Source organism: Fictibacillus nanhaiensis (assembly GCF_019801215.1).
In the GTDB taxonomy this organism is placed as follows: domain Bacteria; phylum Bacillota; class Bacilli; order Bacillales; family Fictibacillaceae; genus Fictibacillus; species Fictibacillus nanhaiensis_C.
On sequence record NZ_JAHVJO010000003.1, the window covers coordinates 26,743 to 52,142 of the forward strand.

Sequence of the window (25,400 nt, forward strand, 5' to 3'; positions counted from 1 at the left end):
CTTTTAAACCGGTTTTCCTACCATTCTACACCATCTGCTTTATCCCTCCCTATTTTCTGTAGTTGTACGAATAAAAAAGCTGCCGGAACAACTTTTTCTATTCAATCCATTTTGTTAAAACGGTAATTGGCGTTTTATTCACGTCTTTTGGCTCCATATCAGGATAGCCGAGATAAATAAAACCCGTCATTTGCCCTTTTTCAGAAAGACCAAAAAACTCCTTTATCTTCGGGTGATAGATGATTTTACCTGTTCTCCAAATGCTGCCTAATCCTAGTGCATGAGCAGCGAGCAGCATATTTTGAATTGAGCAGTGAACTGCTGCGTATTCTTCAATCTCTATTACATTATCCTTATCGCTCGGCTCCACCCCAACCGCAATGATGACAGGGGCTCGTAACGGATTATTTTTGGCTTTTTTGACTTTAAGACCTAACCCTTCTGGTGATAGATTCGCATTTTCAATGATTGAGATATCCGCCATAACTTCACCAAGCTTCGTTCTGCCTTTTTCTTTTAATACGAAAAATCGCCAAGGCTCTGTTCGAAAGTGGTTCGGAGCATAAGTTCCAGCTTCTAAAATTTTGTCGATTACATGATTCGGGACAGAAGTGTCTTTTACCTTACCGATGCTTCTTCTCGTTTTGATTGCTTCAAACGTATCCATACGTTCACACTCCCTCTTCTTACAAGTATTCTGGGACATGTGAGGATATTAGTAGAAGGAATAGTGAGCAGGTCCAGAAGTTTTGGTGTTGGATTCGCTATTTTTGATGACGAATCCGAAAGTTTTCGGCGTCAATCCGAAAGTTTCGGGGCTCAATCCAAAAGTTTTGGTCGTCAATCCAAAAGTTTTACCTACATATCCACGAGTCGACATATATCGACAAATCCAAATGGTCACACATCAGGCTTAACAATCAAAATCACTTCATTAATCTTCTTTTTTGATCCATATACGCGTTTAAATCTTGATCCAATGTCACATACTCTTCTGTTCCTGGTTTATACATACTGATTCGTCCAAGCAGCTCCGTAATTTTATGATCTAGAATTGCAAGTTCTTCTTGAATATTTTGTTTCGGCTTTATGGTCTTTTGCTGTTCTCGGGATAAAAATTCACTCAAACCCATTTCGATCCGTGAGATCTTTTTGTGCTGAATGGAAAGTAATTTATCACAGCATTTTTCAACAAAATAACGATCATGTGAAACGATGAGTAATGTTCCTGCAAACTGAAGAAGAGTTTCCTCCAGCTGTTCACGGCTCGGTAAATCCAAATGGTTTGTTGGTTCATCTAGTATAAGAAGATCATATTCTTGAAGAATCATCTCAGCGAGTTTTACGCGTGTTCGCTCTCCTAAACTTAAATGAGAAATGGGCTTCGTCCACTTGCTGTCGTCTATTCCCATACTTACTAAAATGCTACGTGCTTTTGAGGACTGCTCACGATTACTTAGATCAAAACATTCCTTAATACTTTTGTTTTCTGGCAGATCGAGGACATCTTGTGAGAGGTATGCGAGTTTAATTGACTCACTTTTCCAGAACGAGCCCTTCGTAATAGATTCCTCACCAAGCAGCATCTTGATTAAGGTTGTTTTTCCCGTCCCATTCGAACCAATCACTCCTATCCTTTCTCCATGCTTGATATAGAAATGACTTTCTTCGAATAATAGACGGTCACCAAATTGCTTCGTTAACCCTTGTGCTTCAAGTACTCGCTTGCCTCTTTTTCCGGCGTTTTCAAATTGAAACAACACCGATGCTTCTTCTTTTGGTTTTTCGATTCCGTATTTAGACAACTCAAGATTCAGTCGTTTGAGCTTCGATTTGACTTGATTATCCTTTTTCTTTGCTTTTGCTCGTTCGAACTCTCTTACACCCATTTGACGGTTCTCAGAGTTCGAGCCACCTTTACCAGCTTGTTTATGGGCTTTATCAGACCAATTCTTTAACGTGTTCACCTGTTGATGAATCATATCCACTTTTCGCTGCTGTTTGTTATAATCGCGTAACTGCTGGTCATATCTTCTCTGTTTTTCTAGACGATAGGCTGTATAGTTGCCCTCATAAATAGTTAATTCTCCGTTCTCTATTTCAAAGATCTTCGTAACCGTTTCGTCCAAAAAATAGCGATCGTGCGAAATGACGATTGCCGCTCCTGCAAAGCTTTTTACTTCATCGATCAGCCATTGAACACCATGCAGATCTAAATGGTTCGTCGGTTCATCTAAAATGATGAACTCGGGATGATTTGCCCAAATGTTGGCGAGCGAGAGCTTTAATCGTTCTCCGCCACTCAAATAGGGAGATTGTTCCGATTGAAGTAAATCCTTAGAAAGCCCCATTCTTTTCGTCATGTGAAAAAAATCCTCTTTCGCTTCGACCATGATGTTATCCATAGTTATTGGACAGTCTGTGGATTGTGGAAGATATCCCATTTTCAAATGAGACGGCCATGTGGTAATTGATCCTTGATCCTGCTCTATATGTCCCGCTAGTATATTTACTAGTGTTGTTTTTCCTGAACCGTTCCAGCCGACGAGCCCGATTTTTTCACCTTGTCTGATTTCAAAATGAATGTCTTTTAGTATTTCGCGTTCACCAAATGTTTTCTTTATTCCTTTAACTTGTATAACTGTCGTCATAAAGCTTCACCCTCTTATGTTGTTTTATTTTGGGAGGTTTTTGACAACAAAAAACCTCCCTGGAGATCCCAGAGAGGTTGGTTATATGGAAATAAGCTGCATTTTACAGGTACCGAATAAACACAAAAACAGAATTTTTGTGTGAAAGAAATGATATCAGTACTTATATTCGCAAAATGGGCAGACTTATCCTATTCTCCAGGTCTCAATTTTGAGTTTTCCTTAGAAAATAAGATTGTTCCACATCAGCGACGTACCGTACCTTTCCCTTATGACTTTTTACAAGTTTAGTATATTTACAAATTGCAGGATTGTCAATTGTATCCATAAAAAAGAGGCTAACCCTTAGTCCATCCGGGTCATCCTCTATGGATCCTTTATTTCAGAATAAACGTCTCTGATCTGTAATTTTTCTTGTTTCCATTAGGCTCATAATGGTTCTCAATATTGCCGCTAGGGTCAACTGAGAACCACTTCAGTGTCGTAGTTCTGTTGATGATAAGGGATTCTGCGCCTTCCCGTGTTCCGCTAAGCATTAATTTTTGTGATTCAAAGGTTGGTCTGCTTCCATCTAATGTATAGTAAATGGTTGCAGGTTCGCTCGTCTTAAAGCTCACCTCTATCGCCTCATTAAATTTTCCTCCATTAGGAGTTGTTTTAGACTTTGGTGCTTTTTTGTCTTTAGAATAGGCATAAGCGACTTCCATCAAACCTAACAGACCATTCGAGAACTCCATTGCTTCTTCATGTCCTTCTTCAAAAGGTGGCTGGAATCCAACGATTTCCCAACGGTTCGTTTCTTTGTTCCAAAGGTCTGCTCCCACTTCAAAATTCCACGCATAGATGCCTTTTTCATACCAAAGGAAGTCGGCAGAATTTCCGGCAGCTGAATAGAGAACATCCGGAATCGGACCGGTTCTACTTGGCAGAATTACGGTACCGCGATGCTTTTTAATCTCTTTTAAAATATGATCGGATGCCTGCCAATAGTAAGCTTCTTCACCTGCGGATGGACGCGGCAATGTTTCGCGTTCAGGTGTGTATGCCCCTGGTGACCACATGAAATATCCGCCATAACTATGGATGTTCATGCCAAACTTGATGTTTGGATTTTGATTGGTCAGCCATGCAAGATTTTGGCTTTCCGGTTCAGAATGCTCACTCGGTCCTGCAAAAACGCTGCTTAAGCAATTTGTTGCAGACGCTCCAACATATCCATCAAATACCGATCCAACTGAATGGTTACGGTTTAAGTCAACACCCCATGCGTTTCTGTAGCCGTTATCGGACTGTGATGGTCCACAATGATTGGTGAGGTTTTTGCGCTGCATATTAAAATCATAGAAACTAAAGTGAGCTCCATCCGGATTCATGGACGGAATAATAAAGATATCCAAGTTATCAACTAGCTTTTTCGTATCTCGGTCATGGGCATAGTTACGCAGCAAGCGTTCAGCCGTCTCCACGGAAACGAGAGGGGTTACCCATTCTCGGGCATGTTCTTGGGAATAACCAAGCACTCCTGGCTTTGATCCGTCACGATGTTTCCCGATACGAATGGCTTTTACCGTAAAAGGATCGCGTGAAACGGTAGCTGGAGCTTTTAAATTGTCGGTTAAATTTGCTGTTGCAGGCATGACGATTTCGCTGCCAGCACTTCCGCGATACGTTGTAGCTGATAATAGATGGTTTGCGCTGGAATTTAATGCTTCTACAACCTCTTGAGCTGTACTTTTCACAATTCCTGCAGCATCTGTTGCAAGGTTAACGGTTACTTTGTTTCCATTGGCTTCAACAGATAGTGTCGCGTCTCTTTGATCAGGCTTCTTAAACTCTACACTCATAGAGTTTCCGCCCTCATGTCCCCACGCTTTTGAAGTCACGACCACTGCTGCGTTTTGAAGTGTTCCTAAAGTTGCCTGTGCTTTGCGGCGGTAACCGTTTGTTTTATTAGGCATCTCAACAATTTCAGCAAGCTCTGGATACTCTTTTACGAGATTCTCTATTCGAGCGTTTATTTCAGTTGGATCCATATAGTGATCGACGAAATTTTTTACATAATGCTTGCTTGGACGATCAGGTTTATCTTCCCCAATCCACTCCGTTACTTTCGAAGTCGCTTTTCCTCCTGATGAACTCTCGATTGTCACTTCTTTCGGTTTGGCTGTAATCGGCACCATAAAGGAGTGATACAAGTATTCACCTGCGGCTTCTTTCTTTTGAAGTGTGGCTATCTTTTCCATTCCGTTTTCCAGCCATTTTGCTGTAAGAATGGTTGACGAGCTAGTACCTGCTGATGATTTGGCTTCTACATATAAGAACGTGTCAGATTGGTTAGTGAAATGATTGGCGCGTAGAATGTTTACGGTATCCTCAGCAGCTGTCAGCTGTTTTTCCTGTTTTACAGCGACATTTCTTTCTGCAACACGCTGATTCCATTCACTCTGAGTGATCAACGTTTCTTTGACTGATACTCCATGGAGCTTAAGCATTGCGATTTCAGTTGGTGTTACGACAGCATCCACCTCGAGTACTCCATTGTGATAATGCACCCTGTGCGCAAGATCGATTCCAATCTCAGTCAGCTTGTCCATCGCAGCTTTGTTTGGTACTTCCAGCTGAACAATGGATGCCGTTTCGGCTTCTTTCACCTTAAGTAAAGACGCTTCAGCACGTGGTGCTCGGACTCCCGGATCTAATGTCGCAAAAGCAAGCCCTGCAACTGTCGATAGCACGAGAGCAGACGATACCCATTTCGTTTTCCCTATCATACAAAACACACCTCCTATGTAAATATAAGGATAGTGTATCGTTATTTTCAGAAAATTGAATCATACTTTAGAATGATGATGTACTGAAGTGAAATACCTAGTTATGTATCATTTTTTTATGCGATTTCATAATGATGAAGAAAAAGGAAATGTTTAGTAATTAGGGAATAGATAGATAGTGCTATTTACACTAATTTTTAATTCCTAGTCTATGAAAAATGAGGATAACTCTAAAATGATCTGTTCAGTCTCAAAAGGATCCATTTATTATCAAACGGTGGGGGAAGGTTTTCCGGTTATTATCTTGCATAGCATAGGAACTGATCACCGATCAATGACCGCATGGCTTGAGCCACTCTTTAAACAACATGCAGGTTATAAAAGGATATACGTAGATTTGCCTGCACACGGTAAGAGTACAATAACAAGTGATTTAAGTTCTTCTGATGACATGCTCTTAAATCTTTTAAACTTTGTCGATGAGATACTCCCAGAACAGGATTTCTTACTAATCGGCACATCTTTCGGAGGGTATCTGGCTCAAGGTATGATGCATAATAGACTTCATCGTGTTCAAGGCATCTGTCTTCTATCCCCTGCTCTTCACATACAAAACAGAATCACACCAGAAAAAAAGCTTTTTAGTCGTGATGAAAAAATGCTTCACTCTTTAGATCCTGATATCCGAAAAGCTTTTGAAACACTCATAATTTATCAAGACCGCAAACATCTTACTTATTTTATGGAAGAAATCCAGCCTGGCCGTCTGTTGGTGAACAGAGAATTTTTGCTATCAAATTGGCGTGAACAAGGTTACTTATTTTCAATAGAACCCTTTTCGACAGTTGATACCCTATCGCAACCTGCGCTTATCCTTACTGGAAAGCAAGACTTTATATGCAGTTATCGGGAATGCTTTGATCTAATCAAAAAATTTCAGCATGCATCTTTTGTTGTATTAGACCAAGCGGGTCATATGCTTCAAATTGAAAAACGAAAAATAGTACAGGAGCTGGTTACAGAGTGGTTATATCGGGTGAAGAAAAGTATTTTCAGTGAACGGACAAAGGAGATGAGAAATTGAAGACTAAAGTCTTTCTATTAGCCATCGTTTTACTTTCTGCGTGTTTATTTCCTTACAAAACCTCGGCAAATTGGGCATATACTTTTGTCGTTTGGAATGGTTATACGTATATTTTACAAGAAGAAGTGATTGAGCATGTGGGCGATGAGATTGGTGAAGTGACATTCTATTCAGACATAGAAGGAACGTATAGCGGGAACTTTTCGAATGCGTATGAAAAAGGAACAAAATATTTTTCAATTCTTGGTGTCAGTACAGATGAGGCCATAGCCGTTCAGGAAAAGGACGGCACTTTTACAAAAGCTAAAAGGAGCGGTGAATATGCAGGGGGAAAATATTCAATGACAACATTGATAATAGGATCTCTTGGGCTTATCGTTTTTGTTTCACTCATCACTTATAAGCTAGAAAGATACATAAGAAGAGAAAGGGCTGCACGCTGAACGCAATCCTTTCCACTCTTTTTTAATCTTTTATTCTCGCAAACTCTTCTTTTAGAACGGAATACACTTTAAGATCTCTATGGTCCCCTTTTGCTAGCATGGCTTTTCTGACGGTTCCTTCATATGACATGCCCACCTTCTCCATAACTCGCTCTGATCCTATGTTCTCGATAAAACACCTCGCTTGAATTCGGATTAAATCCATATTTTGAAAACCGAACGAAATGAGTTCTTCTGCTGCTTCCGTCGTAATGCCCATACCCCAATACTCTCGTGATAAGACATAACCCATCTCTGCACTTTTGTGATGGGGCTGCCATGTCACAAAATCAATGGTCCCAATCATCTTTCCGTTTTCTTTGTATTCAATGCCCCACGGAGCAATTTCACCTTTATCATAGTTTCGCAAAACAAAATCAATGAATTCTTTCGTATCTGATAGGGTTCCGTGAGTTTGCCACGTCACATATTTTGCTACCTCTGGATCAGACCCATATTCATACATATCATTTATGTCGCCTGGGGTGATTTTTCTAAGGATTAATCGCTCTGTTTCTAGCCTCGGCAGGTCACTGTAAATGTCTTGAATGTCCATCTGTTCACTCCTATTTTGTTTACATCTATTGTAAACTTTTTATTCGGATTGAAAAAGGAAAATAATGGACAATTGTCGAATCTTTGCATCAAGGGGGAGTTTATATTTCTTACCCTTATATATGTTTTAAGATTGGAGATTTTTATGAAAATATTTTCATTTAACAAAGATACTGGCAAACATGTCACAAAGTTTAACTCGAATTTTGTTATGTCTCAAATTGTTCAAACACAAAAACCTGCTCATATCGGGTGCATGCACCTTATGGAAGGTGGAATTATTGGGTATCATCAGGCTGTCGTGCCACAGCTTCTTCTCGTGGTAAATGGTGAAGGTATTGTCTTAGGCAAGGATCAAGTTCCTTTCCCTATTAAAGCAGGTGAAGCCGTTTATTGGGAGAAGGACGAATACCATGAAACAACTACAAAGACTGGTTTGACTGCTATTGTGATTGAAAGCGAAGAACTTCATCCTGCTTCTTTTAAGTTAAAGGAGATAAACAATATAGGTACATCATCATGAACCCTACTGTCATTAGCTCATTAACAAAACCTGTAAGAATAAAAGCATCATCTAAACCAGCACAGTTATCTAAAGATTACCAACAGAAGGTCGAAAACTTTTGGGAAGTTGTGAATGCGAATCACCGTTTTACACGAGGAGAAGTTTTCTTTGTGGAGTCTATTGTGGAAAAACAAGATTTCTATGATATTAACCTAGTTGTTTCAGATTATGCACACTACCTTTATTCTGTTCGTAGTGAAAGGAAAGAATTAGAAAGCTGCAAAGTAATCTATGGAGCCGGATTAGTTGAAACGAAAGACTCTTTCTTAATCTTTGGAGAAATGGCAAATCATACCGCTTATCCACAAAGACTTCAATGTGTAGGTGGAGGCTTAAGTAAGGAAGACTTAAACGATGGATTTTTTGATTTAGAAAGAAATGTGTTGAGAGAGCTAACTGAGGAGTTAGGTATCCATTATCCAGAGGACATTCAAAATTGTTCCGTAAAATATATTAAAACTGGCGGGACGTATGATTTCATTGCGGTGCTCTATCATATTCAACTCAATGTAACCCTTCAGCAATTTCAGGAAAGATATGAAGCATTCTGTCAGGACCTTTTATCAAATGGTGAAGTTCCAGAATTTCAGGATATTATTTATCTGAAAAATGACTCACAAACCATTAACAACTATCTTCAACATGAAACCCGTTTAAGTGTTGATTATCTCTTCCCATTGCTCAAACAGTTACTTAATGAATCGTAATAAAAGAGGGAGACTAAAAAGCTTTGTGCTTTTCTGGTCCCCCTTTTTTACTTTAAGAATCTATGAAGCTAGGCTTTCTTGATTTCTCTTTCCTATTTTCGCTTTCATAAATGGGATAACCAAACGGTCTAAACCGATTTTCCCAGCATTGAAGGCTGCTACTAAAATGAGGAATTCCAACAAAATCATTTGTGGATTCGTGCTCGTTGTTCCGGAAAACATGTAAGCGAAATTCATCACTAATCCCATTAAAACAGAAAAAGTCGTAAACACCCCTAAAATTAATCCTAGGCCCACTAGCAATTCTCCCCACGGTACTAAAACATTGAACAGTCCTACATTAGGAATGGCAAATCCATTCAGGAAATCTGCCCACCAAGGCTGGACCGCTGGGTGTTCACCATTCGCTTTTTTTACAGCTCCCATTAAAAACCCAGTAGCATCAAAACCGCCCGAAATTTTACTCCATCCTGCAACGAACCATTGCACTCCTAAATACAAACGAATGATGGTGAGAAGATAAGACGCCACAACATTTTCTCTTAAAAATTTGAAAAACATACTTTACACCTACTTTCTTAAAAATAAAAATGGGTAAGACTAACTATTTTGCGTACAGGCAACTTTTGACGTAAATTTTTTTAATTACTAATTGATATATAGTTTTTGCTTATAACAGGGGGATAGCTTAACATGTATTATAACCATTGTATATCTCCGTTACGCCAAAAAGTTTCCTTAGGTAAACTTTTATCGAATGCCTTAATATTATGGATTGGGTTATGTTTTGTCAATCCCTTTTTCAAAAAATAATACTTTCGAATTAAAACGAGAAAGAAGCTGAACAAAAATGAAGTCAGCTTCTCTCACATCACAATGTGTAATCTTCTCTTAAAATACTCATCCTCAGCCGATCAATAAACCTCCCTTTTCTTAATCGATCTTGCCTTAATACTCCCTCTTCCACGTATCCTGCTCTCTTATAAGATTTTATCGCCTTTTGGTTATCCACTTCTACACGAAGCCAAATTTTATTCAAGTCCAGCTGTTCAAAGCCAAACCGTAACATTTTATGCATGGCAGCCATGCCGTACCCTTTACCCCAATAGGCTTTATTTCCGATAGCTATCCCTAACTCGGCGTGTTTGTTCAACTTATCGATCTGTTTCAAGTCCACCCATCCGATGTGATGACCATCTTCTGAAAGAATGGCCTTTTGCTCATAACCATTTGTTTTATGAATACATTGTTCAATCCATTTTTTCGTTTCATCCCTAGTAAACGGCGGGTACTCTTCGGGCATGTTAAGGTGCTTTGTCACTTCTTCATCCAGACACCATTCATAACGATCATCGGCATCTTCCAACATCAAGTCTCTTAATCTTACGTTTGGCAACTGATTTTCCATTATTTTTTTCGTTCCTTTTTCTTTTGATAGGATTGCAGAGATTTGGTATAGCCTAACTTTTCAAAAAATGCTTCTTTTCCAGGCTGTGCACCTAAGAAAAGCGAGGTTGGACTCGCTTCCCAAGCAAGTTCCATCAGCTGTCTGCCTATTCCTAACTTTTGATAGTCTGGATGTACCAGAATTTCTGGTATGGTTCCAAAAATATACCCATCTGTTAAAAGACGAACGCAGCCTATTAACCTTTCGTTGTCCCATGCCGTAATATTCGTAGTTTGCTGCAAGGCAATTGAAACGAACTTTTCATCATATTCTCCAGGCCATATATCATTTACGAGAGATAAATAATCTTGTGCAGTGAACAAATGATCGTCCACTGAATATTGGATATCCTCTTTCAAAACCGCTTACCTCCATTGTTTTTTTACATTTTGTTTTAGATAGCTATATTGTTTTTCATTTGTATCAAGCATCGCTTCTTCACGGCTGGAGAGCACATCCATATACTGAATGCTTTCTGGAAATTGCGATTCCGTAAAATCATGCCGCTGCTCGTTTATCACATTATAAAAATGCCAGCCCTCTTCCGCTCTCGTCTTAACAATCTTCCCGCCAAACAGGTCATGCACCACTAAAGCCGTTACCCCGCACTGTCCTTTGGCTGGATTGTCTTTAGTCCATTTCGAACTAGATTGGAGCGACCATACGTTATATAAGATGTTTTTTAATTTTTCCAATTCAATGGTCGTATTTCTACTTAAAAAGTTCAGCGTCTTTGCAACAAATGCATCCGTTTCCTCCAGGTCAGGAAAATGGGCACTTTTTTGAAACAACTCCCACGTGCTGTTTGGCAACTCTTTATTGACCATTTTAGAAACAGACATTCCTGTATTACGGTCATGAACACCGGTGATGATTAACGTTTCATGGTGAATGGCTTGAAGACGATTTATCAGCGGTACATCAGGCGGTTGTTTTTGAAGGGCTTTCATCATATGTCCTGTATTTGTTAAATTACTTTCTTCCCAAAGCTTCCGATTTTGTTTCGCGATCGCCTGGTTTTCAAACAAAAACCGATCCACTGTTTCTGTATCTACAAGGTTCCATACGTGGTTATATTTCTCTTCGATGGATGTATTTTCTGTTAAGATGGTTTCGATTTTTTCTCGTAATGAATCCGTAGCTACAGACATAAATCCTTGAATCTGTATCAGTTGTTGAATACGTGAATTCATCAAACTCGGTCCAGAAAGTACGAGTTTGTTAATATCCTGGGGGTAAGCATAAGCGATTTCTAGTGCTAACTCTCCGCCAAACGAATATCCTAACAAATCTACTTTTTCAGTATCCAGCGTAGTTTTGAGCTCTTTGAAATCTTGAACAAGCAACTCAATGGAATAGTCATCTTCTGAAAGGGGTTGACCACTTCTTCCTGATCCTCTTTGTTCGTAATACACGACTGTTCTTTCTTTTGCGAGCAACGGTCCAACCGTTCGCTCGAATGTATAGTGGTTTCCGCCAGGACCTCCATGAATGATTACTAAAGGATTGGTTTTCTTTTCACTGCCTTCAATTTTTACCCAGTGCTCGATTTTATTAAGTCTCCACTTGTATTCACCATTTTCAAGTTTCATCTAACCACCTCCTAGTAAGACCTTACAGGTGAAATGAGGTGCACATAAGTTGAATCATGTTCGGTTGATTCAATCACAATGGGCTTCATCATCCCGCTGAATCTTAGTTTTATTTCTGGGTCTTGAATGGTCTTTAACGCATCTAGAATAAAATGACCATCCACAGATATCTTTAACTCCGTCTCGCCCTCTATACTCTTTATTTCCTGAAACTCTTGTATGTTGCCCATTTCAGAAGATCCTGAAGAAATGCAAAGTTTGTGATCATCCGTAACACTAAGAGTGATGTTGTTATTCTTCCACTCTCCTGCAAAGAGACAAGCTCGTTCAATTCCTTTTACGAACAACTCTTTAGACAGAATGAGTGTTGTTTTTTGATCAGTTGGGATCAGACTTGCTGTGTTCGGATAGTTTCCAGCAATTAATCTGGAATAAAAAGAAATTTCAACTGTCTCAAACTGAATATATCCTTCCGCTAATTGAATATTAATCTTTCCTGAATCATGATGAATCAATTTCAAAAGCTCATTTATGCTGGAACTTGGCACGACTACCGTTTCTTCAACCGTGGATGAATCGATATAAATCTCTTTTTGCGCTAATCGTTGGGAGTTTGTCGCAACCGAAATGAGTTTGTCTTTTGTAAAGGTAAGGTTTACTCCTGTTAAAACAGGTCTTGTCTCACTTTTGGCTGTTGCAAATACGGTTTGTTTAAACGCGTCCATCAACTCTTCTGCATTTATATGTATACGGCTAGTCACATTCAGCTTTGGTAGTGTTGGGTACTCATCTGCTTGAAAACCATTAAACTGCGTCCGAATCTCTCCAGATTGAATGAGAATGGAATGATTCTTATTTGCTTGAACGATAATTTGATCTGGCAACTTTTTGATCAGTTCTGTAAAATATTTTGCTGATACCACCACGCTGCCTGGTTTCAGAATTTTGACTGAAGCTGTTCCTTCCATCTTTGCAGGAATCCATCGTTTAATAATCAGATCTGCATTGCTGCCGATTAATGTGATACCGTCTGAATCCGCGATTATTTTAATACCAGATAAAATGGGTAGAAGGGTTCTCGACGAAACCGCTTTTCCCACATCAGACAGGGCTTTGCTAAAAATTGCTTGGTTTATGATAAATTCCATTTAGGGCTTCCTCTCCAAATTCATGCCAACATTGTTTATTTTAACACAATATTCCAATTATTCTTGAGGTTATTCCATTGTAATTGAATGAAAATTAGGTCGGTTTGTCGAAAATTCGATAAAACTAAAATAACGTGGAAATAAATCATTTAACGTTAGAGAAAACAGAAATAACGTGGAATTCATTCATTTAACGTTTGAGAAAACAAAAATAACGTAGAATTCCATGCGGTCGCAACAAAAAAAGCTGTACCAACGATTGACGTTGGACAGCTTCTCACACTATTTTACTTTGGCTTGTTGTTTTTTTACCGGTATATAGATGTCGATCTGCTTTTCTTTTCCTACGCAACGTTCATCATATAGTTCAAATTCTACCGTTCCATCATGTTCATATCCTGAATCTGGGAACCACTTTGAGAAGATTTCAACCCACGTCGCTTGTATAGATGATGGAAAATTTTCTTCAGTCGCTTTCGGTGTTGTAAATACTGCGTACTCCATTTCAGGAAAGCTGCGGTAGGACATCCCTTCTGGCGGCTGTGTTCCTTGTGCCACTTCCATTCCAATCATATACACAAATTCGCCTGTTGTTGTATTGTAATCGGTGCACAACCCCAGTTCATTTTTGTTTAACGGACTTGGTATCTTTGCACCAAGGTTGTTCTGAATATAATGCTGCCAAAACTTAGGGATTTCGCGATTGTTCTCACCGTCCGTGTTGCGCGTTTTTAAGTCGTATCCGATAATGTGGAATGCCGGTTTTGTTACTAGTTTCATTTCCATTGAAATTCCTCCTGTAAAATTGCTCATATTTAGGTAAGCTTTTTGATGCAGAGACACTGGAATAAAAGTTGTATTCCGGTACTGTTTGGGTGACATGCCATAACACTTTTTAAACGCTCTGTTGAAGGACTCGTGATACTGAAACCCAAGGTCAATTGCAATATCGATCACTTTATCCTCAGAGTTCAACAAACGGCTCGCCGCATGAGAGAGTCTTCTTTTTCTCACATAATCCATGACTGATTCACCTACTAAAAAATGAAACACGCGATGGTAATGAAAAGGTGAGAAGCAAGCGAGCTCTGCAAGCTCCTCTAATAAGATCCTCTCATGCAGATTTTCTTCAATATAATCCAGTGTTCGCTGAATACAAACTTCATAATCCAATCTCCATCACCTACCCTACACTTATCATAACGACGAACGTTCATTCGTTCTTAACCTTTTTTGCTAAGTTACCTCTTCCTAATAATTGTATATGAAGTTTCGGCTTTGAATCCAAAAGTTTTTGGTCGGAATCCGAAAGTTTATGGCTTGACTCCAAAAGTTTTTGGCCTGAATCCGAAAGTTTCAGTCATTTATCCACGAGTCTACAATTCTCGACAAAACGTGCAGCGGCTAACACATATAAAAAAACCAGAGTCGCAAATACGACTCTGGCTCATTTCTTATTATTGAATTCCGACCGCGTCAAACGCCTGTTTTACAGATGTTACTTCTTGTGAAGCAGCTCCATAAAGGTCAGTTGCTGATGAAATAGCTGCCGCTCTTGCCTGGCTGAAGTTAGATGAAGACGTTAGATAAACTGTGTTCATTCGGTAGAAGATTGCTCCTAATTTAGATCTGCCGATACCTGTAACGGTTACACCATAGTGCGTTCCACCTTCACTGAGCAAGTATGCTGCTTTGTTGATTATACCGCTGTTGATATGAACGCCGCCATTGTCACCAGTACCTGTGTAGCGTACGGAATAGTGATCTGGATCGTTATATTTTGTTGGATCTGACATGGAACGAAGGGCGTCACCTGGCGTTCCTGGTGTATAGATGTCTTCACCAATCTCAAAATCTGGATTGTTATTATCATGGTACTCTACCAATGTACCAAAAATATCAGACATCGCTTCATTTAGAGCACCTGATTCATTTTGGTAAACGAGATCAGAGCTTGTATCGGTTACGGCATGTGTTAATTCATGGGCCACTACATCAATACCGCCTGATAATGGAATGAATGTTGTGCCATCTCCGTCACCATACACCATCTGTGAACCGTTCCAGAAAGCGTTGTTGTAGTTGCTGCCATAGTGGACAGAAGATGTGATGCGCGCTCCCTTGTTATCGTATGAGTTTCTTGCATGTGTATTTTTATAATAATCAAACGTGATACCCGCAAAATAGTGAGCATCGACTACAGCTGCATCGTAGTTGCTGTCGAACACATTATCTGGTCCGCTGTAAAGCGTTCCCGGAAGATAGAACTGTGGAAAGAAAGTACGGTTCGCCATATCGTACGTGTAGATCCCATTTGCTCTCGTGTTATCTTGCATATAATACTTACCGCTTGAAAGGGTAAGATTCAATGTCTTTGAACCTCCGAGAACACCTTTTCCAGTCCCCGTTGCGTTTGTTCCCGTTACTTCATGCATGTCGTTGTAACGGTTGATGATCTCACCTGATTGAGCATCGATAAAATAGTTCCAGTTTCCTGGTTCAGGAATTAAAAAATTCAAGTTTACAAGATATGCGTAATGAGCCACATTTTCTTTCATGAAAACAACGAGCTCTGCTTTTGGTGTTTCCTCAAATTCTGCTAGAATACCTAATGCAGCAATCGCCTTTTCTACCGCTTTTTTCGGTTGAATTTTCGTCTTTCCTTTCAGCTTTTCCTGCTTGTCCAAATCAGGAACGACTTCACCAGACACAACGGATAGAATACCATCTTTATTGATGTGAGCGACTTGTGTCGATCCCCAAACAGGTACACCGTTAAATTGCTGCTGAAAACGGATAACCGTATTGCCATCTGGTTCTTTTGTGCTTTCTAAAATGGAAAAGGAATCTTGTGCTTTTTTGTTTCCTATTTTAAATGAAGAGGTGTGACTATTTATGTAGTCGTAAAAAATCTGTTGGGCTGATTCTTTTGAAGGTGCACTTAGCTTCCCTGATAGAAAAGCCGGTGTACCATACTTGCTGTTCACCTTCATTTTCACATCTTCCGTTGCTGCTGAAGCTTGTGTGCCAAATGCTCCTGCTAGCAATGTTGCTGCTATCCCCATCGATACCCACTTCTTTTTTCTCATCATTATTCCTCCATTTTCCTTTTTCAGTAATACTTACAGCCAACATCATATCACCCTTTTTTCCTAATTTATACGAATTTTCAGAAATTTAAAGAGATGGTACTAGTACTAAATAGGTTAAAGAAATTTATAGAGTCTTAAGAATCACTTTTATATCAATACTTTTATACTAGTTCTTCTCTATTAAAAAAGAGCCTATCATTTTTCTGATAGACTCCTGTATTTGTATTACTTTCTACCGCCTAATAATCCGCCTATTACGTCTCCTGGATTACCATTATTCTGGGAACCGCCTGTGTTAGAGCCTGCCCCTGCATTTGGATCGGTCGTGTTATTCTCTTCAGTAGATCCTGTGGTTTCATTAGGTGGTGTCTCTTCTGGTACTGGTTCAGTACTTGGATCACTCGTTGTTGTATCCGAGCTTGAATCCTCAGATGTATTCGTTGTTGGCTCAGTACTTGAATTACCAGTTGTTGTATCTGTACTGGATTCCTCAGCTGTTGGATCCGCACTAGTTGTTGGCTCTGTCGTCACATCATGATTTACCATTGACGATTCAGAAGGGTTGCTCTGATTACTAGAAGAGCCTGTTGAAGTTTCTTCTGTTTGATTCGTCAATTCCGTAGATTCTGAAGTCGTTGAAGTGTCCTGTGTAGAAGTGTTACTCGTTGATGTAGTAGATTCATTGGTGGTTTGTTGTTCTTGTGGAGTAGAAATTACTTGGGTTGCTGGTACCACAGTATTTCCTTTTGATCTCGAGTCGTTAAACTTGTCATACGCTTCTTTGCTAATATCCATTCTAAACGCATGAAGCTTTGATTCCCACGTTTGACTATATTTATCAACACGATAACTGACTAACTTTTTAGCTAAGTTTTGCAAATTAGATTTTAAGTCATTCAGGGTGGAAATGCCCCCGTTTTGAATGGAATAGTAAGCGCTCAGCACATTCTTCATATCCGTATAAGATTGTGTTGTCATCTTTTGATCATTTGCTATATTTTGCTTCACTTGACGATCTTCAGTTTCATACTTTTCAGTCGAGTTCGTTTTGGAATCAGACCGAGAGTATTCATTTTGGTAATTGTACGAGTTGTTGTTTGTTTGGTAATAGCTTGTTGATGACTGGCTGATCTGCATTATTTCACCTCCTGTCTTTACCTTATTTATCGGTAAAAAACAGTGACTTTTTGACTATTTATCGCAAGCTGCATCTAATGTTATAGTGCTAAAGATTCAGCTTGTGATAATTAAAGATTCTTATTCATCTCTTATGTCATAGTTTGTATTTTTGCATAATAAAAGAGCCTCCGAATTGGAAGCTCCTCTCCTAAATCTATAAAACTTTCAGTACATCCATCGGTGTTTCTAATTTATAAAAGTCTTTTATTTGCTCACTTTTATACTTTGGCAAAAACCATGTTGCATGAAACGCCTGTATCCCTGCTTCTATTGCACCTACTAATTCGTTTGCTCCACCATCTCCTATAAAAATAGCTTCCTGTGGTGTTACTTCTAGCTTTTCACAAGCAATTTCATAGATTTTCCGGTTTGGCTTGGCTTGTTTGACATCACATGAGAAAATGACCGCATCAAAGTAGGTTGCTAGCTCGCAATTATTCCATGAGAGTACTTCTTCAGGTGCACAATTACTGATAAGACCAACTTTTAGCCCTTTACCTTTTACAATCTGTAATACCTTTAGCACCTCAGGGATTATGTCGTAAAAAGGTACGGCTTTCGCCCCTACTCTCTCTTGATGCACTTTCTCTATAAATACCGAATCAGCTGGTATCCCGTGTGACGCTAAAATATCTCTCAATACACTTTGATGATCAGGAAACGTTCCATCCATTCGTCGTTCTCTTCTTTGATCTCATTCGGTTTTAAATATTTTCTTGTCCAGTCCAAGGATGTTCGTTGAGTAGGTAGCTTTTTTCTGTTCTCCATCCCACTCTGTAATCAGAGTTTCATATAGATCGAAAAAAACTGCTTTAATCATCACAAGTCCCCCCACCAACATATTTGCCACACTACATATGACGATTATGACTGCCATTTTGTTTCAAAATAGTTAGGAATCCATTTTAACTAGTCAATCGTCCAAGCATTATTCCAGCCCTTGAGTAAACTATCTTGAAATTACTTTCAAAGGAGGGGAAATTATGTCAAGTGGATGTAATTCAAACCATCATCATGTTGATTCATGCAAAGGATGCGTTTGTTCCATTTTAAGAGATGCTGCAAAGGCACCTTTTAATCCCTGTCAACGCGGCACCCAGACTTTCACTATACTTTTTGGCGACCCAACATTAGACATTGGCGGTCTGATTTTTAAGGGGTTAGATGATAAAACGTGTTGTGCAACATTTACCGATTTTGAAGGAAATGTATACGTTTTTGACTGTCGAAAATTGGATGGAATCAGTTGTACGGTTTTCATTGATGAAGATATGAATAATGGAATTGCTTAAAGAAACCAGAAAGGAGGGCTAAAATGCTCAACCATAAGAACAACAATGATAAAACATCTTGTCCAGGTTGTGTGTGTCATGTTTTAAGAAATCTAAAAGACACCCCGTTTTCATGTAATGATAATAATGAACAGCTATTCACACTTGTGAAAAAAAATGGTATTAAGATTCCTAATTTAAGATTTGTTCGTTTTAATCCTGATACGTGTTGTGCCACATTTCGAACTTTCACTGGCAGCACTGTCCAAGTATGGGATTGTAAAAAACTAACTGGAATTATATGCCAGAACGTACCTCCGATTCCTCCACAGCCACCAGTAGATTGCACGTGCAACGGTACAATAACAGCCGGTCAGTCTGGTACTCCTGAAACATTTGCAAATAATCGCGTTACCTTTATAGTACCTTCATCGGATAGACGCAATGTTAATGGCAGAGTAAATATTTGTGAAGATTGTACAATTGAAGGTAGCGTATTTGAGTTCATGGTTCCAAGTCAGTTCCAATTTACTTCAAATGTCGTTACAAGTGCTGTATGTTCAATGAATAATATGGTTCTGACTGTAACTGGTGTTGGTACTGCTACACCAAGAGGAGGCCCAATGGGAGACTTGAAGTTAGATGGTGTCTTTAGCTATGAACTTGTTTTAACGGATGACAACATGGAGGGCAGTATAGAAATTACTTTACGCGATACAAACGGAGTCGTAGTGTTCCAAACCGCTCCATTTACCCCTTCTGTTGGTGGAGGAAAATCCGTTAGCATTACAGAATGCACATAAAGGTAATGTCCTTTGATTGTTGATGTCGAAAATGCAAAAGCCCTTTAACCAGGGCTTTTTGTGATTCTTCTCTATTGTCAGTGTTTTACATAAATGTGATGGGGGTACTGTTTTTTATAAGGTAGCTGTGTACCAAATCTGTATGAAAGGAGATCCTATGATGCTATATAAAAAGATTCTCGTAGCCGTTGATGGTTCAGAGGGAAGCTTTGATGCTCTACGAAACGGAATTGAAATTGCCCGGAATTCAGGTGCTGAGTTAACACTGCTGTATGCGATGAACAAATCTGTACAACCCGCATATAGCAGCGTGTATCCTGTTGGCATGACGGATCCTGCCTCCGTACGTGAAGAGGTAAAAGAAGCACAAGTCTCCGAAGAGCGTTTTGGAGAAGAGATCCTCAACAAGGCACAAAATCGGGTCGACCCTGATATCAAGACGACAACTGCCTTGTTGCACGGTAACCCGCCTGCCACAATCTGTGCATATGCTGAGAAAAATAACATCGATCTCATTGTCATCGGAAACAGAGGTCATAGCGGATTAAAAAAACTATTTCTTGGCAGTGTCAGTCAGAAAGTGGTATCTGATGCACTTCAGCCTGTCCTCGTTGCCAAATAACTACTACTCAAACAAGGAGTTTACTCAGAAGAGTGAGCTCCTCTTTTTTTATGATATAGAAGGAATTTATTCACTTTTCAAGAATTTTACTAAAACGAGATTAACAAAGGAGATTGCCGTGAATTTTTTTGAACATGACATATAAAACATTTATTCTTGCCGAGGCCCTCCCATAAACTCTATACTCAACTACTTTGACAACAAATTCGGAGGTGCAAGAATGATTCGTAATAATGAATTTGAGATGTATGTAAAGGATGCAGAAAAGCCTTTTTCAGGCTGGGATTTTTCTTTCATTACAGAGACAGGTCGAGTGGGCAGCAGCTTGCTTTCCTGGTCTTATGGAAGTAAAGTAATCCCGCTCATCCAGAAAGCTTCAAGCATGCTTGACATGGGAACTGGCGGAGGAGAGCTTTTAGCAAAATTTCAGCCGTTTCCCGAAAAAACCTATGCCACAGAAGCGTATATACCAAATGTTCCTATCGCTAAAAACCGATTGGAACCACTAGGCGTTAATGTTGTTCAAATCGGTGAAGATGATCTTCTGCCTTTTGAGGATGATCGATTTGACCTCATAATCAATAAGCATGAATCTTACTCTCCTTCTGAAGTACGCCGTGTATTAATGGCCGATGGCTTGTTTGTTACCCAGCAGGTTGGCGGAAGGGATTGTATCGATATTAATCATGCTCTAGGTGCTCCTATTAATGAAGAGTTTTCACATTGGGAGCTGTCTTATGCCGAAAAAGAATTGCGTGAAAACGGATTCGACGTTTTAGAAGCCATAGAAGAATTCCCGGTGCAGCGCTTTTATGATGTAGGTGCCCTTCTCTATTATTTAAATGCCATTCCGTGGCAGATTACAGATTTTCAGAGTGAAGATTATATGGAGAAATTCTATGACATTCATAAGAGAATTCAGTCACAAGGATATTTTGATGTAAAGCAGCACCGTTTTATCATAATCGCTCGACATAAATCTTAGTGATATAAAAAAGCTGGCTCTCCTGATAGTAAAAATACCTTACTATCAGAGCCAGCTTCGTTTATATTTTCATGTGAAGTTATTTCTCCACACTCGTGACTTTCCATCCTTTTTGATCAACCCACTCTAAGTTAACGGTGTATCTATCGTTCGACTTTCCATTCGGACTTACTTCTGCAATCGATTTGTGTGGTCCGCCTCCGTTTGCGATCTTCCAAACCGTCATCTTATCATCAAGCCCGGTAGCAAGCTGAATCGCTTTTAGCTTTTCGTTCCAATCGACACTGCCTTCTTCATAACTCGATGTATGAGGTCCGGTTTGCGAGGTTCCAATGGGTTCATTCAGTTTTGGTTGATCTGATGCTTGCTGCTTCTTAGCTTCTTCTTTTTTCGCTTTTTCTTTTTTATCCGATTCCTTTTCTGCATCGATTCCGATCTCTTGAGATGCCTCTTCCTCACTAGCTGAGGGTGAATCTTCCGGAATTGATGCTTCTTCTTCCTCTTCCTCATATGCACTTTCGTTATCCGGCTGCAATTTTACTACTTTATGTTTGGGTTCTTTACTTTCCTTTTTTACAGGTTCTTCTTCATTACCCATTAACAGGGCATTTTTGGGTAAAAACAAAAGTGCTAGAAGAACTGCACCTAATGCGCTGAACAGGACGACGTTTTTCTTTCTCGATTTCTTTTGTTGATATCTTTTCATATGATCAATCACTCCTTAAAAGTTACCGTTCCCTCATGTCTTAAAACAAAACAAAAGAACTCCATCCTAAGAGGAGTCCTACAATTTGTTATTACTTTTAATCACTAAATAAATATTCGTTATTTAAGAGCCAAAAGATGAGGGTATCGAAAACAAATATTAAGCGACCGACTTCTCCTGCTTCGCCTCCAGCCGTTTCATGTCAAAGCGCACTAAGATAGAAACGACCAATGCGATGACGAACAATCCTGAGAAGAACGACAAACTGTTGGCATAAGAGCCTGTCGTGTCTTTGATCCATGCGGCGAATAGCGGACCTGCGAGACCTGCAGCTGCCCAGGCTGTTAAAATGTAACCATGAATGGCACCGACTTGCTTTGTTCCAAAAAGGTCTCCAATAAAAGCTGGAATTGAAGCAAAACCTCCTCCGTAGCACGTGTAAACGACAGCAAGCATCACTTGGAACAATAGAGATGAAGTCGTTTGCGGCAACATGAAAAAGAGTGCAATTTGTAACACGAAGAATGTTGTATACGTGTTTGGACGTCCGATGTAGTCAGAAACAGAAGCCCATCCAATTCGGCCAAAACCGTTAAATAGTCCAAGCACCCCAACAAGCGCCGCTGCTTCAGCCGTCGAAAGCCCAATACTCTCTTCAGCAAGTGGTTTTGCTGCAGACAGGATTGCAATTCCGCACGTTACATTTATGAAAAGCATAATCCACAGATAATAGAACCGACGTGTTTTAACAGCCTCATTTGCTGTTAACTGCGAAAGATCTTTCTTGATCTTCACTTTTCCGCTCTTTACGTTTTCTTTAAAACCTTCTGGCATCCAACCTTCTTCCGGTTTTTCCAAATAAAGAGACGATAACGTCATAATGGCAAAATAGGAGATACCTAAAATGAAAAAGGTGTTTGCTACTCCAACAGATTTGATTAATGTGTCCATGATCGGCGAGCTAATAGCAGCTGCAAATCCGAATCCCATGATGGCAAGACCAGTCGCCAAACCACGGCGGTCCGGGAACCATTTAATGAGCGTGGATACAGGTGCAATATAACCTACACCAAGACCGATTCCGCCCAGTACACCATAAAACATGTACAGCATCGGCAGTGATTCCATTTGAACCGCAAGTCCTGATCCGGCAATTCCGATCCCAAAGAAAATAGCTGCCAGCATTCCTGCTTTTTTGGGACCATGTTTTTCAACAAAGTGACCTAAAAAAGCTGCAGATAATCCTAGGAAAAGAATCGCGATACTGAACGTCAGCTGTACTTGTGAAGCCGACCAGCCAAACTTGTCGATTAATGGGTTTGTAAAATTACTCCACGCATAAACAGAGCCGATGGAAATGTGGATCCCAACAGCTGATAACGCGATAAGCCAGCGATTCTTCGTTTTTCCCATACCGTAAATCCCCCTTAATTAAGCATTCTTCACGTATACTTCTATTGCGAACCATACAAAAAGACAACATTCAATGAGACTTATACAAAGATAAGTTCTCTAAGAATGTTGCCTAACATCTCTACATACTCGTGCAGAGAAATCATTCATCATTATTTTTATAAAATAAAAAATGTGCAGATCATGCAGATTTTCCATTTCATGTTTGCAATAGTTGTAAACGCTTCCTATACTACCAGACGGAAGCACTCTTAGCAATATACTTTTTAGATTTTTTTGACAATAGAGACGAAATATGTAACTCTTCTTTCTGTACACACAACCATTTACATCGTTTGACTAAATAGGTAGAAAGAAAGTTTTCATTGGAATCGGCAAAATCCTGAGGATCATTCCACAGCTCTCGAAAAACATCTTTTAATATTTGTTCAGCTAACTTTTTCTCGCCTGTAATGCGAACTGCTACTTGAAAAAGAAGTGTGCCATATGATTCAACCAATTGCTCTAGTGCCTCTTTATCCTTAAACATCAAACGGTCAAGAAGCCGCAGATCTTCATTTTTTCTCATTTGCATAAGTCATCACCCTTTTTTTGTAGTTCAGTTCACTCATACGATACCCCTTCTTCCATATTGTAAAACCTTTGTATATATTTTGTACACTAAAAAAGCGGCACGAGTATTCGTGCCGCTCAACATAACATTTTTTCATTTCCCTTGTGGACTTTTGCTATCTATAAAATATTTAACACCTGCTACTGTTCCAATTCCAAGGAGTGCATACCTCAATCCGTCTAAGAAGGCTGCTGGCGTAACTGCTCCAGCATCCCAAAACGAATACAACACACCTAAAACTATGGCGACAATTGGGATATACCGATTTGAAACACGCTCGGTTTGACGAATGGCATAAAGAATGACGGCTAACCCGACATAGGGCGTAAAATTGGCGATTAAACTATTCATGATAATCCCCCTTAAAACGTCATGCACTCTACATTCCTAATTTATTTTTACAGGTATGAGAAAAGAACGTGCTCCCGATTAAAAATATTTTTGGCTGTCTATTACAGGCGGACACACTTTACGTATGAAACTAATTTTTCGAGATTATGAGATATACTTGTGGATTCATAATGCAATTATCTGAGATCAAGAGCCTTTTTTCTGAGGTTAAACGGCATTCTTTCGGACTGAACCTTCACATGTACGTCTTAAGTGGATTCCGTATCATGACTCGAAAAGAGCTCTGAAATGATTTTCTTTTTGCTGTTCTCAAGGCTTTCTATTAATTCTTTTGCGGAATGCTTCTTGGAGAGTGATGCTGCTTGACCTGCCCACATGGAAACCATCTCTTTATTTTGTTGGTTCGCCGCTTCTTTTCGAATATCTGATGTTAATACATGTTGAACAGGATACGGTGGAAGCTTATCTATCATTTCGAGCTCCAGCATCATGTCATTTTTCAATCCTCTTGCGTTTTTTCCAGAAAAGGCTTTTGTCAGTTTAGTATCCGTATCTTTACTCGATAGTATAGCCTGTTGATGAATCGTACTTGCACCACTTTCATGAACAGTCAGAAAAGCTGTTCCGAGCTGAACCCCTGATGCACCAAGTGCTAAGGAAGCGGCATATCCTCTTCCGTCCATTATGCCTCCAGATGCAATAACTGAACAGCTTACTGCGTCAACGACCTGCGGAACTAAAGCCATCGTTCCAATCATTGTCTCATTCTCAGAATCCAAGAAAGTTCCTCTATGACCGCCTGCTTCACTGCCTTGGGCAACGATTACATCAACTCCGTTGGATTCTAGCTCCACCGCTTCCTTTACTGTTGTTGCTGTTGCAATGACAACTATTCCTGAAGCATGCAGCTTTTCTACTAAACTCGTAGATGGTGCATCAAATGTAAAACTCACAATCTTAACACCTGACTGCATCACCACTTCTAGTTGTTGTTCAAAGATATCCAACCTATCTGGAACGGTATTCACTTCCGAGATTCCAAGCTTCATCCTATAGGTATTCAATTGTTTTTGCATGTTAAGAATAGATTTCTCATCCACCTCATAACGCTCGGGAAGAAAGAGATTTACTCCAAAAGGAGCTTTCGTTAATTGTTGGATTGCATGAATCGTGTCCCTTATTTGTAAAGGTGTCATATAACCTGCGCCAAGTGTACCTAGTGCACCCGTCTCACTTACAGCTGCTACAAGTTTTGGCGTTGTCGGCCCTCCAGCCATGCCAGCTTGGATAATAGGATAGCGTATATTTAACATTTTACAAACCATTTGTCATTCTACCTCCACCATATTTTAGATTTAACTGA

At 39.6% G+C, this 25,400-nt stretch carries 27 protein-coding genes and 1 pseudogene; 8 read left to right on the forward strand and 20 right to left on the reverse strand.

Annotated elements, in window-relative coordinates:
• Window positions 1-97: 97 nt before the first annotated feature.
• The 3 genes from KUV80_RS13115 to KUV80_RS13125 form a co-directional block, all read right to left on the reverse strand.
• Complete coding sequence (locus tag KUV80_RS13115; protein WP_222463201.1) at window positions 98-667, reverse strand: nitroreductase family protein; 570 nt, start codon at window positions 665-667, stop codon at window positions 98-100.
• Between the two features lie 259 nt (window positions 668-926).
• Window positions 927-2,651 (reverse strand): ribosomal protection-like ABC-F family protein, encoded by a 1,725-nt coding sequence (abc-f, locus tag KUV80_RS13120; RefSeq protein ID WP_222463202.1) that lies wholly within the window; start codon window positions 2,649-2,651, stop codon window positions 927-929.
• Window positions 2,652-3,028: 377 nt separating this feature from the next.
• Window positions 3,029-5,422 (reverse strand): M14 family metallopeptidase, encoded by a 2,394-nt coding sequence (locus KUV80_RS13125; RefSeq protein WP_222463203.1) that lies wholly within the window; start codon window positions 5,420-5,422, stop codon window positions 3,029-3,031.
• A gap of 235 nt (window positions 5,423-5,657) precedes the next feature.
• On the opposite strand from KUV80_RS13125, the gene KUV80_RS13130 reads away from it, so the two are divergent.
• A complete protein-coding gene (locus tag KUV80_RS13130) occupies window positions 5,658-6,506 on the forward strand; it encodes an alpha/beta fold hydrolase (protein WP_222463204.1) in 849 nt (282 codons plus the stop codon).
• The gene (locus KUV80_RS13135; RefSeq protein ID WP_222463205.1) at window positions 6,503-6,949 is read left to right on the forward strand and encodes a hypothetical protein; all 447 of its coding nucleotides are present in this window, start codon (window positions 6,503-6,505) and stop codon (window positions 6,947-6,949) included. The genes KUV80_RS13130 and KUV80_RS13135 overlap by 4 nt, the downstream gene beginning before the upstream one ends.
• A gap of 22 nt (window positions 6,950-6,971) precedes the next feature.
• On the opposite strand, the gene KUV80_RS13140 is transcribed toward KUV80_RS13135, so the two are convergent.
• Complete coding sequence (locus KUV80_RS13140) at window positions 6,972-7,544, reverse strand: GNAT family N-acetyltransferase (RefSeq protein WP_222463206.1); 573 nt, start codon at window positions 7,542-7,544, stop codon at window positions 6,972-6,974.
• A 144-nt stretch (window positions 7,545-7,688) separates the two neighbouring features.
• On the opposite strand from KUV80_RS13140, the gene KUV80_RS13145 reads away from it, so the two are divergent.
• A complete protein-coding gene (locus KUV80_RS13145) occupies window positions 7,689-8,066 on the forward strand; it encodes a cupin (RefSeq protein WP_222463207.1) in 378 nt (125 codons plus the stop codon).
• Window positions 8,063-8,815: a hypothetical protein gene (locus KUV80_RS13150; RefSeq protein ID WP_222463208.1), complete on the forward strand. Its 753-nt coding sequence runs from the start codon at window positions 8,063-8,065 to the stop codon at window positions 8,813-8,815. Before KUV80_RS13145 ends, KUV80_RS13150 begins: the two co-directional genes overlap by 4 nt.
• Window positions 8,816-8,875: 60 nt before the next feature.
• Here the strand turns inward: KUV80_RS13150 and KUV80_RS13155 are convergent, their stop codons facing one another.
• The 11 genes and pseudogenes from KUV80_RS13155 to KUV80_RS18775 form a co-directional block, all read right to left on the reverse strand.
• A complete protein-coding gene (locus tag KUV80_RS13155) occupies window positions 8,876-9,376 on the reverse strand; it encodes a DoxX family membrane protein (protein WP_222463209.1) in 501 nt (166 codons plus the stop codon).
• Between the two features lie 310 nt (window positions 9,377-9,686).
• Window positions 9,687-10,223 carry a GNAT family N-acetyltransferase gene (locus KUV80_RS13160; RefSeq protein ID WP_222463210.1) on the reverse strand — a complete coding sequence of 179 codons (537 nt, stop codon included), beginning with the start codon at window positions 10,221-10,223 and terminating at the stop codon, window positions 9,687-9,689.
• Window positions 10,223-10,621 (reverse strand): GNAT family N-acetyltransferase, encoded by a 399-nt coding sequence (locus tag KUV80_RS13165; RefSeq protein ID WP_246625218.1) that lies wholly within the window; start codon window positions 10,619-10,621, stop codon window positions 10,223-10,225. The genes KUV80_RS13160 and KUV80_RS13165 overlap by 1 nt, the downstream gene beginning before the upstream one ends.
• Before the next feature lie 6 nt (window positions 10,622-10,627).
• Window positions 10,628-10,957 carry a YunG family protein gene (locus KUV80_RS18905; RefSeq protein WP_425308981.1) on the reverse strand — a complete coding sequence of 110 codons (330 nt, stop codon included), beginning with the start codon at window positions 10,955-10,957 and terminating at the stop codon, window positions 10,628-10,630.
• Window positions 10,958-11,032: 75 nt separating this feature from the next.
• A pseudogene (locus KUV80_RS13175) lies at window positions 11,033-11,854 on the reverse strand (alpha/beta fold hydrolase); the annotation flags it as partial.
• A gap of 11 nt (window positions 11,855-11,865) precedes the next feature.
• On the reverse strand, window positions 11,866-13,002 hold the full coding sequence (dnaN, locus tag KUV80_RS13180) for a DNA polymerase III subunit beta (RefSeq protein ID WP_222463211.1): 1,137 nt from the start codon (window positions 13,000-13,002) through the stop codon (window positions 11,866-11,868).
• A gap of 282 nt (window positions 13,003-13,284) precedes the next feature.
• Entirely contained in the window at window positions 13,285-14,175 is an 891-nt protein-coding gene (locus tag KUV80_RS13185) for an AraC family transcriptional regulator (protein WP_222463212.1), read from the reverse strand.
• 284 nt (window positions 14,176-14,459) lie between these two features.
• Complete coding sequence (locus tag KUV80_RS13190) at window positions 14,460-16,094, reverse strand: M4 family metallopeptidase (RefSeq protein ID WP_425308818.1); 1,635 nt, start codon at window positions 16,092-16,094, stop codon at window positions 14,460-14,462.
• A 225-nt stretch (window positions 16,095-16,319) separates the two neighbouring features.
• Window positions 16,320-17,231 carry a hypothetical protein gene (locus tag KUV80_RS13195; RefSeq protein WP_222463214.1) on the reverse strand — a complete coding sequence of 304 codons (912 nt, stop codon included), beginning with the start codon at window positions 17,229-17,231 and terminating at the stop codon, window positions 16,320-16,322.
• A gap of 196 nt (window positions 17,232-17,427) precedes the next feature.
• Entirely contained in the window at window positions 17,428-17,946 is a 519-nt protein-coding gene (locus KUV80_RS13200; RefSeq protein ID WP_222463215.1) for an HAD family hydrolase, read from the reverse strand.
• A 21-nt stretch (window positions 17,947-17,967) separates the two neighbouring features.
• Window positions 17,968-18,093 carry a hypothetical protein gene (locus KUV80_RS18775; RefSeq protein ID WP_276516657.1) on the reverse strand — a complete coding sequence of 42 codons (126 nt, stop codon included), beginning with the start codon at window positions 18,091-18,093 and terminating at the stop codon, window positions 17,968-17,970.
• A gap of 163 nt (window positions 18,094-18,256) precedes the next feature.
• Here KUV80_RS18775 and KUV80_RS13205 point away from each other — a divergent pair, with 163 nt between their 5' ends.
• From KUV80_RS13205 to KUV80_RS13220, 4 genes are all read left to right on the forward strand, one after another.
• Window positions 18,257-18,565 (forward strand): hypothetical protein, encoded by a 309-nt coding sequence (locus KUV80_RS13205; protein ID WP_222463216.1) that lies wholly within the window; start codon window positions 18,257-18,259, stop codon window positions 18,563-18,565.
• Between the two features lie 23 nt (window positions 18,566-18,588).
• Entirely contained in the window at window positions 18,589-19,347 is a 759-nt protein-coding gene (locus tag KUV80_RS13210; protein WP_222463217.1) for a hypothetical protein, read from the forward strand.
• A 160-nt stretch (window positions 19,348-19,507) separates the two neighbouring features.
• On the forward strand, window positions 19,508-19,969 hold the full coding sequence (locus KUV80_RS13215) for a universal stress protein (RefSeq protein WP_222463218.1): 462 nt from the start codon (window positions 19,508-19,510) through the stop codon (window positions 19,967-19,969).
• Window positions 19,970-20,189: 220 nt separating this feature from the next.
• Window positions 20,190-20,954: a class I SAM-dependent methyltransferase gene (locus KUV80_RS13220; RefSeq protein ID WP_222463219.1), complete on the forward strand. Its 765-nt coding sequence runs from the start codon at window positions 20,190-20,192 to the stop codon at window positions 20,952-20,954.
• Between the two features lie 79 nt (window positions 20,955-21,033).
• Here the strand turns inward: KUV80_RS13220 and KUV80_RS13225 are convergent, their stop codons facing one another.
• From KUV80_RS13225 to KUV80_RS13245, 5 genes are all read right to left on the reverse strand, one after another.
• On the reverse strand, window positions 21,034-21,660 hold the full coding sequence (locus tag KUV80_RS13225; RefSeq protein ID WP_222463220.1) for a YrrS family protein: 627 nt from the start codon (window positions 21,658-21,660) through the stop codon (window positions 21,034-21,036).
• 159 nt (window positions 21,661-21,819) lie between these two features.
• Entirely contained in the window at window positions 21,820-23,073 is a 1,254-nt protein-coding gene (locus tag KUV80_RS13230) for an L-lactate MFS transporter (protein WP_222463221.1), read from the reverse strand.
• A 232-nt stretch (window positions 23,074-23,305) separates the two neighbouring features.
• On the reverse strand, window positions 23,306-23,647 hold the full coding sequence (locus tag KUV80_RS13235) for an RNA polymerase sigma factor (RefSeq protein ID WP_222463222.1): 342 nt from the start codon (window positions 23,645-23,647) through the stop codon (window positions 23,306-23,308).
• A gap of 132 nt (window positions 23,648-23,779) precedes the next feature.
• Window positions 23,780-24,037 (reverse strand): phage holin family protein, encoded by a 258-nt coding sequence (locus KUV80_RS13240; protein WP_222463223.1) that lies wholly within the window; start codon window positions 24,035-24,037, stop codon window positions 23,780-23,782.
• 248 nt (window positions 24,038-24,285) lie between these two features.
• A complete protein-coding gene (locus KUV80_RS13245; protein ID WP_222463224.1) occupies window positions 24,286-25,362 on the reverse strand; it encodes an NAD(P)H-dependent flavin oxidoreductase in 1,077 nt (358 codons plus the stop codon).
• Between the last annotated feature and the right edge of the window lie 38 nt (window positions 25,363-25,400).

Bases quoted from the DNA above. Each gene is read 5' to 3' on its own strand.
- KUV80_RS13115 (WP_222463201.1), bottom strand. From the start codon at position 667: ATGGATACGTTTGAAGCAATCAAAACGAGAAGAAGCATCGGTAAGGTA.
- abc-f (WP_222463202.1), bottom strand. From the start codon at position 2,651: ATGACGACAGTTATACAAGTTAAAGGAATAAAGAAAACATTTGGTGAA.
- KUV80_RS13125 (WP_222463203.1), bottom strand. From the start codon at position 5,422: ATGATAGGGAAAACGAAATGGGTATCGTCTGCTCTCGTGCTATCGACA.
- KUV80_RS13130 (WP_222463204.1), top strand. From the start codon at position 5,658: ATGATCTGTTCAGTCTCAAAAGGATCCATTTATTATCAAACGGTGGGG.
- KUV80_RS13140 (WP_222463206.1), bottom strand. From the start codon at position 7,544: ATGGACATTCAAGACATTTACAGTGACCTGCCGAGGCTAGAAACAGAG.
- KUV80_RS13145 (WP_222463207.1), top strand. From the start codon at position 7,689: ATGAAAATATTTTCATTTAACAAAGATACTGGCAAACATGTCACAAAG.
- KUV80_RS13150 (WP_222463208.1), top strand. From the start codon at position 8,063: ATGAACCCTACTGTCATTAGCTCATTAACAAAACCTGTAAGAATAAAA.
- KUV80_RS13155 (WP_222463209.1), bottom strand. From the start codon at position 9,376: ATGTTTTTCAAATTTTTAAGAGAAAATGTTGTGGCGTCTTATCTTCTC.
- KUV80_RS13160 (WP_222463210.1), bottom strand. From the start codon at position 10,223: ATGGAAAATCAGTTGCCAAACGTAAGATTAAGAGACTTGATGTTGGAA.
- dnaN (WP_222463211.1), bottom strand. From the start codon at position 13,002: ATGGAATTTATCATAAACCAAGCAATTTTTAGCAAAGCCCTGTCTGAT.
- KUV80_RS13190 (WP_425308818.1), bottom strand. From the start codon at position 16,094: ATGATGAGAAAAAAGAAGTGGGTATCGATGGGGATAGCAGCAACATTG.
- KUV80_RS13195 (WP_222463214.1), bottom strand. From the start codon at position 17,231: ATGCAGATCAGCCAGTCATCAACAAGCTATTACCAAACAAACAACAAC.
- KUV80_RS13200 (WP_222463215.1), bottom strand. From the start codon at position 17,946: ATGGATGGAACGTTTCCTGATCATCAAAGTGTATTGAGAGATATTTTA.
- KUV80_RS18775 (WP_276516657.1), bottom strand. From the start codon at position 18,093: ATGATTAAAGCAGTTTTTTTCGATCTATATGAAACTCTGATTACAGAG.
- KUV80_RS13205 (WP_222463216.1), top strand. From the start codon at position 18,257: ATGTCAAGTGGATGTAATTCAAACCATCATCATGTTGATTCATGCAAA.
- KUV80_RS13210 (WP_222463217.1), top strand. From the start codon at position 18,589: ATGCTCAACCATAAGAACAACAATGATAAAACATCTTGTCCAGGTTGT.
- KUV80_RS13215 (WP_222463218.1), top strand. From the start codon at position 19,508: ATGCTATATAAAAAGATTCTCGTAGCCGTTGATGGTTCAGAGGGAAGC.
- KUV80_RS13220 (WP_222463219.1), top strand. From the start codon at position 20,190: ATGATTCGTAATAATGAATTTGAGATGTATGTAAAGGATGCAGAAAAG.
- KUV80_RS13225 (WP_222463220.1), bottom strand. From the start codon at position 21,660: ATGAAAAGATATCAACAAAAGAAATCGAGAAAGAAAAACGTCGTCCTG.
- KUV80_RS13230 (WP_222463221.1), bottom strand. From the start codon at position 23,073: ATGGGAAAAACGAAGAATCGCTGGCTTATCGCGTTATCAGCTGTTGGG.
- KUV80_RS13235 (WP_222463222.1), bottom strand. From the start codon at position 23,647: ATGCAAATGAGAAAAAATGAAGATCTGCGGCTTCTTGACCGTTTGATG.
- KUV80_RS13240 (WP_222463223.1), bottom strand. From the start codon at position 24,037: ATGAATAGTTTAATCGCCAATTTTACGCCCTATGTCGGGTTAGCCGTC.
- KUV80_RS13245 (WP_222463224.1), bottom strand. From the start codon at position 25,362: ATGGTTTGTAAAATGTTAAATATACGCTATCCTATTATCCAAGCTGGC.